The sequence below is a fragment of the Litorisediminicola beolgyonensis genome, from assembly GCF_042679605.1.
In the GTDB taxonomy this organism is placed as follows: domain Bacteria; phylum Pseudomonadota; class Alphaproteobacteria; order Rhodobacterales; family Rhodobacteraceae; genus Litorisediminicola; species Litorisediminicola beolgyonensis.
On sequence record NZ_JBHTMU010000028.1, the window covers coordinates 21,510 to 36,918 of the forward strand.

A 15,409-nucleotide genomic window follows, 5' to 3' on the forward strand; every position below is an offset into this window, starting at 1 on the left:
TCGTATTTGGAATAGAACTTAGGCAGAATTTCAGAATTTCACCTGCGACACGGTCGGTTCTGACAATTTGCCGCGCTGGCGATTTTCTGTGCCCTTGGCTCTGGAAAACACATTCATTTTTTGCTATATGAAATTCAGCAGAGACAGGTGACAGCATCGAAAGGAAGAGGCTGATGACCGATTATCCCGTTGACATCAGTGTGAAACCCGACGTCGAGGCGTTCTTCGACGAGGCCACGAACACGATCTCCTACATCGTGAAGGATCCGAACTCGGATGCCTGCGCAATCGTCGATAGCGTCATGGACATCGACTATGCCGCGGGCCGGATCACCTATGATCACGCCGATGCGATGATCGCCCGCGTCAAGGAGCGTGGCCTCACGCTCGAATGGATCATCGAGACCCATGTCCATGCCGACCACCTGAGCGCCGCGCCCTACATCCAGGACAAGCTCGGCGGCAAGATCGGCATCGGATCGAAGATCCTCGTGGTGCAGGACACGTTCGGCAAGATCTTCAACGAGGGCACCGAGTTCCAGCGCGACGGCTCGCAGTTCGATGCGCTCTTCGAGGATGGCGACACCTACACGATCGGCACGATGCAGGCTTTCGCGATGTACACGCCGGGCCACACGCCCGCCTGCATGGTGCACGTGATCGGCGACGCGGCCTTCGTCGGCGACACGCTCTTCATGCCGGATGGCGGATCGGCGCGCGCGGACTTTCCGGGCGGCGACGCGGCGACGCTTTACGACTCGATCCAGAAGGTGCTCGCCCTGCCCGACGAGATGCGGCTCTTCATGTGCCACGATTACGGCCCGAACGGTCGCGACATCCAGTGGGAGACCACCGTCGGCGACGAGAAGGCGCACAACATCCATGTCGGCCAGGGCAAGACCAAGGACGAGTTCGTGAAGTTCCGCACCGAACGCGACGCGCAGCTCGACATGCCCAAGCTGATCATCCCGTCGCTTCAGGTGAACATGCGCGCGGGCGAGGTGCCGAAGGACAAGGACGGCCGACCGATGCTGAAGGTGCCACTCAACGGCCTCTGACCCCGCTCCCCGACTTGCGTGAGCGCGGCCCCTCCCCTCGCCTCACGTGACGCGTGCGCGCGCCCGGAACTCTGACCGATCCCAGCTCCGGGTGCGCGTGATGCGCTCCAGCACGTCGACCGCGGCGACAACGTCCGCCTCGGACAGGTAGAGCGGCGTGAAGCCGAACCGCATGAGGTCTGGGGCGCGAAAATCGCCGATGACGCCGTCGGCGATCAGCGCCTGCATCATCGCGTAGCCTTCGGGATGCCGGAACGAGACCTGGCTTCCCCGCGCCTCGGGATCGCGCGGGCTCGCGAGGTCCAGCTCGGGACAGCGGGCCTCGACCTCTGAAATGAAGCGCTCGGACAGCCGGATCGAGGCGGCGCGCAGCCTGTCCATATCGACATCGTCCCAAAGATCGAGCGCCGCATCGAGCGCGGCCATCTGCAGGACCGGCGGAGTGCCCACGCGCATCCGCTCGATCCCCTCGCCAGGCCGGTAGGAGGGCTCGAAGGCGAAGGGCGCGGCGTGACCGAGCCAGCCCGAAAGCGCGGGGCGGATCGCGTCGATCAGATCGGGCCGGACCTGGATGAACGCGGGCGCGCCCGGACCGCCGTTGAGATACTTGTAGGTGCAGCCGACGGCGAACTCCGCTCCGAGCCCCGCGAGGTCAAGAGGCAGAGCCCCGGCGCTATGCGCGAGATCCCAGATCATCACCGCTCCGGCCGCGTGCGCCGCGCGGGTGATCGCCTCCATGTCGTGCAGCCGCCCCGTGCGGTAGTCGACATGAGTGAGCATCACCGCCGCGACGCTGTCGTCGATCCGGTCAATGACGTCTTCCGGCGCGCCGAGGCGCAATGCGTGGCCGCGATCCAGTTCGGCGATCAGGCCTTCCGCCATGTAGAGATCGGTCGGAAAATTGCCGCTATCCGACAGGATGAGCCGGCGCTCGGGGCGCATCTCGAGCGCGGCCGAGAGTGCCTGGTGGACCTTGATCGACAGCGTATCGCCCAGGACGACCGTGCCCGGATCGGCCCCGATCAGCCGCGCGATCCGATCACCGATCCGCCGCGGCATGTCCATCCAGCCGTGCTCGTTCCAGCCCCGGATCAGGCTCTGCCCCCACTCCTCGCGCACCGTGCCGTCGAGCCGCTCGGGCACATGGCGCGGCAGCGGCCCGAGGGAATTTCCGTCGAGGTAAAGGATGCCGTCGGGCAGCAGGAACCGCTCCTTGCGCAGAAGCGGGCTGGCGTCGGGTCGGACGGGGTGTGAAGCGGTCATGTCGTGTTCCATGCTGAGGTCGTTGCACATTCCGCCCCCAAGAGGAACCGGGACGCGAGCCTCTTCGTCAGCTATTTACGATGGACCGATGTTCCGCTCATCGACGCCGGAGGCGGGAGGGTCGCAGCCGTGTGCCTGGCTCGGGCGCGATTGCCGAATCTCCTCTCCAGAAACATGCCCGCCCTTGGCAATCCGACGTGGCACATGTCGGGACCATTCCCGTAGCCGCCAGCCCGAACACAACCCAGAGAAGACCCGCCGCGACATGCTTTTGGACGCGAGACCTTGAAGTGCATTGCGGGATCGAGCCGAATATGAGATCACCGCAGGTGCTGTCGTCGGGCATTTTTCTCGCCGACGTTGTCACTCACAGATCTGCCGCCGCCCGGCATTCCTCCAAGAAACGATTGCTGAAACTGCATCCAATTTTCACAACGACCGTCTTTTTTTCCGATCCTGATGCCCCCCAAGAAACATTCGATTGCCGCTGTCCGCGCACAGCACCAACAATCTTAACGAATTTGAGCGAGCGTCCGTTCTCGGAGAACGGCATTTCCCGAGAAAGGTGTCCTTCATGACTAACGCGACGATAACGCTCCATCGCGATCTTGCGGGTGTTGCGGAGCCTGTCCTCCAATCCGATGCCCATGAAGAGAGACGACCACCAAAGAAACGAATGCCCACCCGACAACCATAGCGGTAACGCGCCCGTCTCCCCGTGAGTCACTCACGCCAGCCTGTCCTCCCGATTTCCGGGGTGACGCCCCCGATAACACCATCGATATCAAAAGCGATTTCACATGAACCCACTTTCCGAATTCGGTGTCGCCCGGCCGAAAGCCGTCTTCTGGGCCACCGGACTGGCCTGTCTCTTCCTCTTTATCGCCGTGCTGGCTCCGACCCTGTCGCCCACGGTCGCGCGGCTGATGCACCCGCTGACCATCGACACCGATCCCGAGAACATGCTTCCCGAGACCGAGGAGGTGCGGGTCTTTCACAACGACATGAAGGCCCAGTTTGGGCTTTATGACTTCATCGTCGTGGGGATCGTGAACGAGACGCGGCCCGAGGGCGTGTTCACCCCGGGCAGTCTTGCCGACATACACGCGCTGTCGGAATTTGCCTTCGACCAGACCTGGACCGATGCCGAGGACAATCCGCGCGGGGTTGTGCGCGTCGACGTGATCGCGCCGTCGGCTGTCGACAATATCGAACAGGCCGGGCTTGGCGCCGTCAGCTTCGAATGGCTGATGGAGGAGCCGCCCGCCACGCAGGCCGAGGCGAGCGCCGTTGCGGCCAAGGCGCAGCGCATCCCGCTATACGACGACACGCTCGTCTCCGGCGACGGGCGGTCCATGGCGCTCTATCTCCCGATCTATCAGAAGCGCGACAGCTACCGGATCGCGCAGGCGCTGCGCGGCAAGATCGCCACGTTCGAGAACGGCGACGACTACCACATCACCGGCCTGACCATCGCCCAGGACCAGTTCGGGGTGGAGATGTTCATCCAGATGGCGATCTCGGCGCCCCTCGCGATGCTGCTGATCTTCGCGCTGATGTGGTATTTCTTCCGCAACGTGAAGCTGATCGTCGCGCCGATGATCGTGGCCATGGCCAGCGTGCTCATGACGATGGGCCTGTTGATCGTGACGGGCAACACCATCCACATCATGGCCTCGATGATCCCGGTCTTCATCATGCCCATCGCGGTGCTCGACGCCGTGCATGTGCTGTCGGAATTCCACGACCGCTACTATCGCCTGCGCGACCGCTACGAGACCATTCGCCAGGTCATGGTCGAGCTCTGGCGGCCGATGCTCTTCACCTCGCTCACGACCTCGGTGGGCTTCGCCTCGCTCGCGCTGGCCGACATCCCGCCGGTGCAGGTCTTCGGCATCTTCGTCGCCATCGGAGTGATGCTGGCCTGGCTTCTGACCATGACGCTGGTGCCTGCCTATATCATGTGCATGAGCGCCGAGAGCCTCGCGGGTCTCGGCCGGAGCGAGGGCAAGACCACGGCGCTGCCGAAGCTCGGAATGGCGGCCTATCGCGGCGCGAAGGCCATCGTTCTGGTGACGGTCGCGCTCTACGCGGTGGCCTATGTCGGGATCACGCAGATCCGCATCAATGACAACCCGGTCAAGTGGTTCCAGCCCGAGCACCCGATCCGCGTCGCCGACCGCACGTTGAACGCGGCCTTCGGCGGCACCTACATGGCCTATCTGGCGCTCGAGGCCGAGGGCGCCGCCGCCAAGGTCACGGCCGAGGATCTCGCCGAACTGGATGACGATGTCCGCTCCGAGCTTCTGGCAGCGGGCGACCTTCAGGCGATGCGCATGCTGGCCGAAACGCGGCGGGACGAGGCCGCCGACGATGCCGATTACACGGCCTGGGACAGTGCGCTGATCGCGCTCGACGTGGCCGAGCAGCGGGGCGAGGTGTTCAAGTACCCTGCCCTTCTGACCTGGATGGCGGATCTGCAGGCCGATCTCGGCGAGAGCGCGCTGGTGGGCAAGTCGAACGGTCTCAACGAGATCATCAAGACGGTGCACCGCGAACTGCTGCTGGGCGAGGAAGAGGAATACCGCATCCCCGACAGCGCCGAAGCCGTCGCGCAGACGCTGATCACCTTCCAGTCCAGCCACCGGCCCAACGACCTGTGGCATTTCGTGACGCCGGACTACCGGTCCTCCGCGATCTGGCTGCAGCTCACCTCGGGCGACAACCGTGACATGCAGTCGGTGGTCGACCGGGTCGAGACCTGGGTCGAGGAAAACCCGCCGCCGACGGCGCTGTCGCATGACTGGTTCGGCCTGACCTACATCAACGTCGTCTGGCAGCAGAAGATGGTGAGCGGGATGCTCACGGCCTTCGCCTCGAGCTTCGTCGTGGTGCTGGTCATGCTGACCGTGCTCTACCGCTCGCTGCTCTGGGCGGTGCTGTCGATGATCCCGCTGACCATGTCGATCGGGGTGATGTATGGCCTCCTGGGCTTCGTGGGCAAGGATTACGACATGCCCATCGCGGTGCTGTCGTCGCTGTCGCTGGGACTGGCGGTGGATTACGCGATCCACTTCATGGCCCGCTCGCGCAAGATCGTGGGGCGCACCGGGTCCTGGCGCACGGCGATCCCGGTGGTCTTCGGCGAGCCCGGACGCGCCATCTTCCGCAACGTGATCGTCGTGGGTGTTGGCTTCACGCCGCTGATCTTCGCGCCGCTCACGCCCTACCAGACGGTCGGCGTATTCATCTCGATGATCCTGCTGATCTCGGGCATCGCGTCGCTCGTGATCCTGCCCGCGCTCGTCACCCTTTGCCAGAAATGGCTGTTCAGAACCCGAACCTCGCCCGCCGCGACAGGAGAAACCGCATGAGACCTTTCATCATCCTCCTCTTCTCCCTCCTGCCGATGACCGCCTTGGCGCAATCGGCGCAGGAGATCGCCAACCGGGCATCGGCGGCCTTCTACTACGCGGGCAATGACGGGCGCGCCAATGTCTCGATGAAGATCACCGGCAAGGGCGGCAACCGCGCGCGGGACATGGTGATCCTGCGCCGGACCACCGGTGGCGTGAACGGCAAGCAGCAGTTTTACGTCCATTTCTCGCGCCCCGCGGACGTGAACGACACGAGTTTTCTCGTCTGGAAGAACCCGCGCGCCAGCGATGACCGCTGGCTCTACCTGCCCGCGCTCGACGTCGTCCGCCGCATCGCGTCCTCCGACGAGCGCACCAGCTTCGTCGGCTCGCATTTCTTCTACGAGGATGTCTCGGGCCGCTCGCCCACCGAGGACAACCATACCCTGATCGAGACCACCGGCGATTTCTTCGTGCTGGAGAGCACGCCGAAATCCCGCAGCGGCGTGGAGTTCGCGAAATACCGCATGTGGATTCATCGCGGCACCTACCTGCCGACCAAGGCCGAGTACTACAATCGCTCCGGCGCTCTCTATCGCACCTTCGAGGCGCTGAAAGTGCAGACGATCCAGGGGGTGCCGACCATCACCCAGGCCCGCATGACCGACAAGGCGATGGGCGGGTCGACGACGATCTCCTACAGCCGGGTGAAGTACAATGTCGGCCTTCCGGGCGACGTGTTCTCGGAACGCAGCCTGCGCGCCGCGCCGGAGCGGTTCCTGCAATGAGGATTGCCGCGCTTTGCCTGGCCCTCGCCGGTCTGCCTGCGGCGGCTCACGCCCAGTCGGTGGCTCTGCCCGAGGGGCTCGAAGGGCTCGGCACCGGCGCGGGTCCGATCCTCGACGCCACGAGCGCGGCTCCGACCGAGACCGTCCTCGCGGAGGAGACGACCGGCCCGAGCCTGAGCGGGTTCCTGGAGCTGCGCCACGCGAGCCGGATCGAGGACGACCCGCTTCTCGGAGGCCCGACGCTCTCGGAGCTGAGATTTCACCTCGATTTCCAGACCGGGCGCGACGTGGTCTGGACCCTCGCGCTCGACGGGATCGTCGACGAGGTGGCGGATGAGCCCGTCGACCTGAAGACAGGCACCGGCCCGATCGACCTCAGGGAGGCCCATGTCTTCTTCCGTCCGCTCGACAATATCGACCTGCGCGCCGGACGGCAGATCCTGACCTGGGGCACCGGCGATCTGGTCTTCGTGAACGACCTCTTCCCCAAGGACTACCGGAGCTTCTTCGCCGGTCGTGCCGATGACTACCTTAAGGCGCCCGTGGATGCGGTGCGCGTCTCGGGCTATTTCGACGCCGTGAACGTCGATCTCGCGCTGATGGACGCCGGACAGACCGACCGGATCGTCACTGGAGAGCGCCTGAGCTTCACCGATCCGGCGACCGGCGTCCCCACCGCGACCGCGCCCCGCCTGAAGCGCCCCGATGGCGTCGATGCGGCGCTCCGGCTCTACCGCACCTTCGGCTCTTGGGAAGCGGCGCTCTACGGGTTCCGCGGCCACTGGAAAAGCCCTGCCGGTCAGGATGACAGCGGACGCGCTCTCTTCCCCCGTCTCAACGTGCTCGGCGCGTCCGTGCGCGGCCCGGTGCTCGGCGGCATCGGATATCTGGAGGTTGGCCATTTCGACAGCGTCGAGGACCGCGACGGCTCCGATCCGAGCATCGCCAACAGCGAATGGCGCGCGCTTCTGGGACATGAACGCGAGATCGCGCAGAACACCACGCTGGGGCTGCAATACAGCGCGACCGTGATGTCCGACCGCTCGGAATATCGCGCGGCGCTTCCCGACGGCGCCGAGGCCACACCTGAACTGCGCGATGTCGCCACCCTTCGTCTCACGCGGCTGTTCCTGAACCAGACGCTTAGGACCTCGGCCTTCCTGTTCCACTCGCCCTCGCAGGAGGATGGCTTCCTGCGCGTCACAACCGATTACGACGTGACCGATTCCCTCTCCTTGGGTCTCAACCTGTCGAAATTCTACGGCGCGCGGGACACGCCCTTCGGTCAATTCCGCGATGCCTCGGCTGTGGGCATTTCAGCACGCTGGAGCTTCTGAGTGCTCTCTCCCTCCCCCTCCAGCAGAATTGGCTACTGCTTCTTAACCGTCCTTGAGGTATACTCGATGACATAAACCTCTGAATTACCAGACAAATATTCAAATACAAGCATATGACAGGCGCCCCAGGATGCACATCAACTCCGTCACAGCCGATCCATTTCATCATTTCCGCGAAGGACTTGTCGCCGGTGGCCACGAAGGGCTGCGCGCGGGCCTGATCGGGAAGACCGCCAAGGTGGACGGGCCCTTCGGTCCGATGCCAATGCTCTACGCCGATTACGTGGCCTCGGGCCGCGCCCTGCGCCAGGTCGAGTGCTTCATGATGGAAGAGGTGCTGCCGACCTATGCCAACACCCATACCGAGGCCTCGTATTCCGGTGCGCGCACGACTGAGCTGCGCGAAGCCGCCCGCGCCCTGATCGCGCGCCATTGCGGAGCAACCGAGGATCATGCCGTGGTCTTCGCCGGGTCGGGCGCCACGGCGGGCCTGAACCGTCTGGTGTCGCTGTTCAACGTGCCGGAAGCGGTCGCGCAGGGGCGGCCCGTTCTGGTCTTCCACGGCCCCTATGAACACCATTCGAACATCCTGCCCTGGCGTGAAAGCGGGGCGACCGTCGTCGAAGTGCCCGAGGCGCCGACCGGCGGCCCGGATCTCGACGCCCTGCGCAAGGGGCTCGAAGACGCACCGGCGGGCGGCCTTCTGATCGGCACGTTCTCCGCCGCGTCCAATGTCACCGGCGCGCTGAGCGACGTGGCCTCGGTGACGCGCGTCCTGCAGGAATACGGCGCGCGCTCCGTCTGGGACTACGCGGGCGGCGGGCCGTACCTGCCGGTCTCGGTCCACCCGGCGCGCGGCGTGACCATCGACGCGATCTGCCTCTCGCCGCACAAGTTCGTCGGCGGGCCGGGCGCCTCCGGCGTGCTGATCGTGCGCCGCGCCGCCTGCACGCGCACCGTGCCAAGCTGGCCGGGCGGCGGGACGGTGGTCTATGTCTCGCAGCGCACGGCGCAATATTCCGCGCGCATCGAAGACCGCGAAGAAGCGGGAACGCCGAACATCCTCGGCGACATCCGCGCGGGCCTCGCGGTCCTCGTCAAGGACGTGATCGGGCAGGAGTTCCTGAACACGCGGCAGGCCGAGCTGGCCCGTCTCGGACTGGAGAGACTGGGCACGGAACCGTCGCTGTCGGTCCTGGGCGACCCGTCGATCCCGCGGCTGCCGATCTTTTCCTTCACCGCCCGGGACGACGAAGGCACGCCGGTTCACTACCAATACGCCACCCGCCTTTTGAGTGACCTCTACGGTCTCCAGACCCGCGGCGGCTGCGCCTGCGCAGGCCCCTATGCGCACCGGCTCCTGGATTTCGGACCGGATGCCGAGGCCCGCATTTACGGCTCCATCGCGCTCGGTCACGAGCTGGAGCGCCCTGGCTTCGTGCGCTTCAACCTCTCCGCGCTTTTCACCGATGCCGAGGTCGAGCGCGTGCTGTCCGCGGTCACGGACCTGCCGCGCGTGTCGCGCCTGCACCGCACGAGATACCGGGCCGATCCGAAGACCGGCATGTTCCAACCGGTCTCCGCGCGCTTCAACCTCACCGAGGAGCAAAGCGGCAAACGCTCGAAACAGCGGATAACCTCCTACCTGTCGAGGGCCGCGAGTTTCTTCTGAAAAGAGCTGGAGTTCTGAAAGCGGACGCCTTCATCAGCCGGGACTGATCCCGCCTGATGAGGGCGCCCGTTTTCACATGACGACCCTCGGAAACCGGCTCACGGCCTTTAGTGATCGCCGTGTGAAAGACACTCTCGGGCGGCCGAAGTGCGATCCTCGCAGGGCTGTCACTGATGTCTTTAGAGGAAGTGGCTGGGGTGGTAGGATTCGAACCTACGGTACACGGTACCAAAAACCGCTGCCTTACCGCTTGGCTACACCCCAACTGCGGGGCTACTTACTTCGGTGGCTTGGCGGGATCAAGACCGTCCGCGTGCAAAATTCAAGGTTCTTTCAGGACGGCCGGCTCCGCCAAGCTGCCGTGCCCCTTGGCGAATGCCGCGCGTCCTCGGCCCGCGTGCTTCGCGTCGTAGAGTGCCCGGTCCGCGGCTTCGAGCGGGGCGATCCCGGTGGTGGCGCAATGCTCGGAGCAGGCTATGCCGATGCTCGCCGAAACACGGCAGGCCTGGCGATCATGAAAGACCGGCTCTTCGATCGCGGCGATCAGGCGCGCAGCGATCCGTTCCAGCCGTGCCGCATCGGCGAGGCCGGGAAAGATCAGCACGAACTCGTCGCCGCCGACCCGCGCGGCTGTATCGCCGCTGCGCACGATAGCGTCGATGCGTTCAGCGACGGCCTGCAGCACCGCGTCCCCTGCCCCGTGCCCAAGGCTGTCATTGACCGCCTTGAAGAGATCGAGATCGATCTGCATCAACGCGAAAGGCCGCCCCTCATGCGTCAGGCGGTCGAGCGCCTGGTCGAGCGCGCGGCGATTGCCGAGGCCGGTCAGCGTGTCGGTGAAGGCCTGCGTCTCCGCCAGGATACGCGCGCTTTGAAGCCGCCGGTTCAAACGGCGCGAGGCGCTCATCGCCGCCGATTTCGCTTCCTGCAGGAACAGGAACTCGACGGACAGATCGGTCGGCGCGAAATCCCGACCGGACAAGCCGTAGCGCGCCACCGCCTCGCCCACGCCGATCCCGAAACTGCAGTCGATAATGGCGCCGCCGCAGGGCTTCCGCACCAGAACGCCGGAGAGCCGCACCTCGTCGGCCCGCAGTCTCAGCCGCAGCTTGCGGCCCGACTGCTGGACCAGATCGGAAAACGCGTCGAGCCCGCGCGGGCGGTCGACATGGATGAGTTCAAGGACGGGCCGGTGGTGCCATGAGAGGCCATCAAGCACGCGGGCCATCGTCGGTCCCACGTGACAGATGCCTCCGTCAGGTGAGAGGTCGAGATGCATCGGGCAGAGCGTGTCCAGCGGACAGGGCGTGCTCATTCCAGCGTCTCCTCGACGCGGGCCGGGGCGAGATCGAAGCTCTTGGCGAGCCCATGCGCCTCGTCGACCAGAAGGACGTCGAGCGTCGCCACGCCATCGAGCCGCGAGCCGGGCTGCAGCAGCGCAAGCGCGCCGTAATCATCCGCCATCGCGCGCAGAACGCCGAGAAGGACGGCGGCGAACAGCGGCTCCGAGCCGCGGCAGAGAACCGTGCAGGATTGTGCGTCGTGCTCGATCACCTCGAGCTCCGGCAGCCGCAGGTCCGGGAGCGCCAGTCGCAGCCGGTCCGGAAGGTCATCGAGCGACAGGAGAAACTCACGGAAGTCGTCGCCGCCATAGCGCAGCAGCCGCCGCGCCGTGCGCGAGTTCGGATGCGACACGAGATAGGTGCCGAGATCTTCGAGGCAGTTTTCCGGCGTGCGTTCGAGGACCGCGGCCATCGCGGCGACGAGGCCCGACGTGGTCTCACGGTCATAGGACAGCATCGGCTCGAAATCCGCGGTTTCGGCATTGGCCGCCCGTGTCACCTCTGTCCAACGCTCCGCGCCGTAGCTGTCCGTCACGAAATTCTGGATGGTGCGATTGATCAATCCATGCATCGCGAAGCTCCTGGCAGGAACTCTGACAGCTTTGGATTAATAAAGTCTGAACAGCGCCGAAGAGAGTTAGCCGAGCCCAAGATAGCGCGGAAGCTCTCCGATCGAGCCCAGCACCTCTGCCGCGAGGGGCGCCAGCTCCGCCTCCTGTGCGGGGCCGGTCAGGACCCCCAGCCCGGTCATGCCTGCCGCCTGCGCCGCGAGTAGATCATGGCGGCTGTCGCCCACCATCAGGCACCGCTCGGGCGTCGCGTCGAGCAGCCGCGCGGCGGCGAGAAGTGGCCCCGGCTCCGGCTTGCTTCCGTGACCGCTGTCGAACCCGAGAATCGCGCGAAACCGGTCCTGAACGCCCGCGCTCGAAAGATGTGCGCGCGCGACCGCTTCGGTGTCGTTCGTGACCACGCCGAGCGCGAGGCCCGAGTTGCGCAACCTGTCGAGAAGCGGGACGAGATCCGCCGCGGCCACCAGCGGCGCCTGGGCCGCGCGCTCGGACAGAAATCCCTCGAGCGCCTCGGCCCGTGTCCCCGGCAGGACCGCGGCAAGGCGCTCGGCCGCCTCGCGATTCGTCCCGGCGATGATCGGGCTGTCGGGATGAAACCGCGCCGCTTGGCGGTCGAACCGCGCCGCGTCGGCCAAGGCGGCGGCCCGGTCCTCGTGACCCTCGGCAAGCGTGTCGATCACATCCACGGCCCAGGCTCCCCAGGTCGCCTGGAAATCGAAGAGCGTGCCGTCCTTGTCGAAGAGGATCGCCTCTACGCCCGTCATGTCCAGTTGACCTGTTCGCCGCCCGGCAAGGCCATCCGCGCCCGCATCGGCGCGTCATAGGGAAGCTCGCGCGCGTCGCAGAACTCGGTCAGCCAGGCATCGTCCATCATCAGGAAGTCGAGAACAGATCCCTGGAACACCGGGTCCGCGAGCGCGGTCCGGAAGGTCTCGGCATCGGCTCCGGTCGAGCCCAGAAAGACGGGCAAGAGGTCGTCATGCCCGGCCAGCCAGGCCACGGCCTGCAATCCCACGATCTCCGCGCGCTCGCGATCGGTCGCCATCTCCGCTCTCCCCGAAACCAATTCTTAACGAGTTTGACAGAAAACCGAGAGAACGGGCCAGCGCAAGCTCGCAGCTCTATCGCAGACGGAGGGAGAGGTCATGGCGGGACGCGTATTGATCGCCGATGCGACGCCGACCAACCGGATCGTGCTCAGGGTCAGGCTACTGGCGGCCTGCTACGACATCAGCCAGGCGGCCAGCGCCGCGGATGTGATGGCACGGGTGGCAAAGGGCGGGATCGACGTGATCATCCTGGCCTCCGACCTGCCCGACCGCCCGGTCACCGCGCTCTGCGCCGCGCTGCGCCGGTCGGGCTCCGCAGGCGAGCCGCGCATCCTGGTGCTGCAGAACCGCGCCGATCCTGCGGCGCGGCTGGCGCTTCTCGGTTCAGGGGCCGATGACGTGATGGTCAAGCCGGTGGACGATGCAGTTCTCCTTGCCCGGATGCGCAACCTGATGCGCGCGCGGGACAGCGAGCGCGAGCTGAGACTGCGCGACGGCACCGACCGCGCGCTCGGCCTGGCCGAAGCGGCCGCGCCGTTCGAACGGCCGGCCGAGATCGCGGTGTTGGCGAACGCCGGCGAGACGCGCCTCGAAGCCCTATGCGCACCGCTACGGGCGCGCCCGCTCTACCGGTTGTCCAATCGCGACCCGCGGGACGTGCTCCGGGACGAGAACCCGAGCTCCGAGGTCTACGTGGTCTCCGAAACCGTCCTCGGCGGGCAGGCTCTGTCGCTTCTGGCCGAGTTGCGCGCGCGTCCGGCAAGCCGTCACGCGGGGATCCTCTACATCGCGCGGGCCGACCAGAGCCAGGGCGCGGCGGCGGCGCTCGATCTGGGCGCGTCCGACATCCTGATGGAGCCGGTCGATCCCCGGGAATTCGCGCTGCGCCTCGACAAGCAGATCGCCTCTGAGCGTATCCGGCAGCGCCTGCGCGCATCGGTCCGGGCCGGGCTGAAAGCGGCGCTCACCGATCCGCTTACCGGTCTCTACAATCGCCGCTACGCGCTTCCGCATATCGAACGGATGGCCGAGCGCGCCGCCCGGGAGGATCGGCCCTTCGCGGTGATGATCGCCGATCTCGACCGGTTCAAGCGGATCAACGACCGGCACGGCCACCAGGAAGGCGACCGGGTGCTGGCCCGCGCCGCGGAGCGGCTGTCGGGAAGCCTGCGCAGCGCCGACCTGATCGCCCGCCTGGGCGGCGAGGAATTCCTGATCGCCATGCCCGACACCGATGCCCAGCGCGCGATGCAGGCCGCGCGACGGCTCTGCGCCGCGGTCCGAACCTCCCCGGACGAGACGGTCCCGGTGACGATCAGCCTCGGCGTGGCGATGGGCGATGGATCGAGCACGGTCGAAGGGATCCTCGAGCAGTCCGATGCCGCGCTCTATGCCGCGAAGAAAGGCGGACGGAACCGGGCGATGCTTTATGATGATCGAATGGTTCTCTCGCGGATTGCGAGCCCCGTCCGACAGGCCCAACTGCCGCTCTTCGCTGCAGGAGGGACGTGAGGGCCGGTATCTCGGCTCTTGGCACGAGCCGAACGGAAGACCGCGACCGGTCCTCGCCTTCAAGCGCACGGCGCCGGCTTCGCAGCGAAAGAGTTGCGTAGCCCAGCTAGGGTGGTTGTGCGAGAAGACCGAGCAAGAGGTCGGAAAACTCGCCTGTTTGCCCCGAACCGCTCGGGCCTCACCGAGACACCACCACCGTCAGATCGGCGCGACATCCCGACGCGGGGCAGATTGGCCTCTTCCAACAGGGCTGCGGCGGCCTCATCTTGGTCGGTAACTTTCGCCCCAGACCCGACTCAAGGACCAGCCGATGTCTGCCGACCTCGATACAGCCAAGCCGACCGAAGCGGACCGTGCCACGGGTCCCGCGCTCCTGAAGGGGTGGCGGCGGAAATGCCCCAATTGCGGGACTGGCCCGCTTCTGCGCGGATATCTCAAGGTACGCGAAAGCTGCCCGGTCTGTCGCGAAGAGCTGCACCACCACCGCGCCGATGACGGCCCCGCTTACCTGACGATCCTGATTGTCGGGCACCTGATGGCGCCGCTCCTCCTGATCGTCTTCGAGACCTGGCGCCCGGAGCCGCTCGTGCTCTTCACCGTGTTCGCGGTTGGCTGCATCGGATTGTCTCTCTATCTTCTGCCCCGATTGAAGGGGATGATCGTGGCCTTCCAATGGTCGCGACAGATGCATGGGTTCGGCGGCACGGCATGAGGCTGGCCCCGGCCCCGGAAAGGCCGAGGTGAGCTCAGATCCTGTCCAGCCGGTTCCGGTACGCGACGCCGCGACGGTCATCGTCCTGCGCGACCGCCGGACCGCGCCGCGGATCCTGATGGGCCAGCGCGGCGCCAAGGCCGCGTTCATGCCATCGAAATTCGTCTTCCCCGGAGGCGCGGTCGACCGCGGCGATGCGGATATACCGCTCGCGAATCCGCTGTCCCTGCCCTGCGCGGACCGGATGGAGGAAGACGCCCCCAAGGGCATCGGCACGGCGCTTGCGGTCGCGGCGATCCGCGAGCTTTTCGAGGAAACCGGACAGGTTCTCGGTCTTCCCGGAGACTGGTCCGGCGACGTGCCCACCGACTGGACCGCATTCGCCGCAACCGGGCATGTTCCCTCGGCCGAGGCGCTGCGCTTCGTGTTTCGCGCGATTACACCGCCCGGCCGGCCGCGCCGGTTCGACGCGCGGTTCTTTCTCGTGGATGCCGATCATCTTGCGTCGGACCCGGATGATTTCTCGGCCGCGTCCGACGAATTGGCGCATCTTAGCTGGGTGCCGCTTGGCGAGATCCGGGCGCTCGACATGCCCTTCATCACCGAGGTCGTGCTGGCAGAGATTGCCGCAAGCCTCGACCGCACCGAAGCGCCCGCCTCCGTGCCCTTCTTCAGGAATGACGACGAGCAGAGCCTGTTCCTGAGGCTCCGCGGCACCTCGCCCCTGGCGGGCTGACGCGGACCAGGCCG

Annotated in this window: 14 protein-coding genes and 1 tRNA gene; 8 read left to right on the plus strand and 7 right to left on the minus strand. The window is 66.0% G+C overall.

The window, feature by feature from the left end; all coding sequences use genetic code 11:
* Positions 1-173: 173 nt before the first annotated feature.
* On the plus strand, positions 174-1,058 hold the full coding sequence (locus tag ACFQ4E_RS14470; protein WP_386804761.1) for an MBL fold metallo-hydrolase: 885 nt from the start codon (positions 174-176) through the stop codon (positions 1,056-1,058).
* Between the two features lie 42 nt (positions 1,059-1,100).
* On the opposite strand, the gene kynU is transcribed toward ACFQ4E_RS14470, so the two are convergent.
* Positions 1,101-2,321: a kynureninase gene (gene kynU, locus ACFQ4E_RS14475; protein WP_386804763.1), complete on the minus strand. Its 1,221-nt coding sequence runs from the start codon at positions 2,319-2,321 to the stop codon at positions 1,101-1,103.
* 367 nt (positions 2,322-2,688) lie between these two features.
* Positions 2,689-2,970: a hypothetical protein gene (locus ACFQ4E_RS14480; protein WP_386804765.1), complete on the minus strand. Its 282-nt coding sequence runs from the start codon at positions 2,968-2,970 to the stop codon at positions 2,689-2,691.
* A gap of 151 nt (positions 2,971-3,121) precedes the next feature.
* Here ACFQ4E_RS14480 and ACFQ4E_RS14485 point away from each other — a divergent pair, with 151 nt between their 5' ends.
* The 4 genes from ACFQ4E_RS14485 (at position 3,122) to ACFQ4E_RS14500 (ending at position 9,474) form a co-directional block, all read left to right on the plus strand.
* Positions 3,122-5,695, plus strand: coding sequence for an efflux RND transporter permease subunit (locus tag ACFQ4E_RS14485; protein ID WP_386804767.1), 2,574 nt, complete (start codon positions 3,122-3,124; stop codon positions 5,693-5,695).
* Positions 5,692-6,465, plus strand: coding sequence for an outer membrane lipoprotein-sorting protein (locus tag ACFQ4E_RS14490; protein WP_386804769.1), 774 nt, complete (start codon positions 5,692-5,694; stop codon positions 6,463-6,465). Before ACFQ4E_RS14485 ends, ACFQ4E_RS14490 begins: the two co-directional genes overlap by 4 nt.
* Positions 6,462-7,802 (plus strand): hypothetical protein, encoded by a 1,341-nt coding sequence (locus ACFQ4E_RS14495; protein ID WP_386804771.1) that lies wholly within the window; start codon positions 6,462-6,464, stop codon positions 7,800-7,802. Before ACFQ4E_RS14490 ends, ACFQ4E_RS14495 begins: the two co-directional genes overlap by 4 nt.
* 130 nt (positions 7,803-7,932) lie before the next feature.
* Positions 7,933-9,474 carry an aminotransferase class V-fold PLP-dependent enzyme gene (locus tag ACFQ4E_RS14500; RefSeq protein WP_386804773.1) on the plus strand — a complete coding sequence of 514 codons (1,542 nt, stop codon included), beginning with the start codon at positions 7,933-7,935 and terminating at the stop codon, positions 9,472-9,474.
* 189 nt (positions 9,475-9,663) lie between these two features.
* Here ACFQ4E_RS14500 and ACFQ4E_RS14505 read toward each other — a convergent pair.
* From ACFQ4E_RS14505 to ACFQ4E_RS14525, 5 genes are all read right to left on the minus strand, one after another.
* Positions 9,664-9,738: transfer RNA gene (locus tag ACFQ4E_RS14505), tRNA-Gln, on the minus strand.
* Positions 9,739-9,796: 58 nt separating this feature from the next.
* Positions 9,797-10,789 carry a GGDEF domain-containing protein gene (locus tag ACFQ4E_RS14510; RefSeq protein WP_386804775.1) on the minus strand — a complete coding sequence of 331 codons (993 nt, stop codon included), beginning with the start codon at positions 10,787-10,789 and terminating at the stop codon, positions 9,797-9,799.
* Positions 10,786-11,388: a heme NO-binding domain-containing protein gene (locus ACFQ4E_RS14515; RefSeq protein WP_386804777.1), complete on the minus strand. Its 603-nt coding sequence runs from the start codon at positions 11,386-11,388 to the stop codon at positions 10,786-10,788. The genes ACFQ4E_RS14510 and ACFQ4E_RS14515 overlap by 4 nt, the downstream gene beginning before the upstream one ends.
* Positions 11,389-11,454: 66 nt before the next feature.
* A complete protein-coding gene (locus ACFQ4E_RS14520; protein WP_386804779.1) occupies positions 11,455-12,150 on the minus strand; it encodes an HAD family hydrolase in 696 nt (231 codons plus the stop codon).
* A complete protein-coding gene (locus ACFQ4E_RS14525) occupies positions 12,147-12,431 on the minus strand; it encodes a DUF3572 domain-containing protein (protein WP_386804780.1) in 285 nt (94 codons plus the stop codon). Before ACFQ4E_RS14525 ends, ACFQ4E_RS14520 begins: the two co-directional genes overlap by 4 nt.
* Positions 12,432-12,531: 100 nt before the next feature.
* On the opposite strand from ACFQ4E_RS14525, the gene ACFQ4E_RS14530 reads away from it, so the two are divergent.
* The 3 genes from ACFQ4E_RS14530 to ACFQ4E_RS14540 all read left to right on the plus strand — a co-directional run bounded on the left by ACFQ4E_RS14530 (position 12,532) and on the right by ACFQ4E_RS14540 (position 15,395).
* Positions 12,532-13,947 carry a diguanylate cyclase gene (locus tag ACFQ4E_RS14530; RefSeq protein ID WP_386804781.1) on the plus strand — a complete coding sequence of 472 codons (1,416 nt, stop codon included), beginning with the start codon at positions 12,532-12,534 and terminating at the stop codon, positions 13,945-13,947.
* 310 nt (positions 13,948-14,257) lie between these two features.
* Complete coding sequence (locus tag ACFQ4E_RS14535; protein ID WP_386804782.1) at positions 14,258-14,659, plus strand: DUF983 domain-containing protein; 402 nt, start codon at positions 14,258-14,260, stop codon at positions 14,657-14,659.
* 118 nt (positions 14,660-14,777) lie between these two features.
* Positions 14,778-15,395: an NUDIX hydrolase gene (locus ACFQ4E_RS14540; RefSeq protein ID WP_386804829.1), complete on the plus strand. Its 618-nt coding sequence runs from the start codon at positions 14,778-14,780 to the stop codon at positions 15,393-15,395.
* Positions 15,396-15,409: the final 14 nt, after the last annotated feature.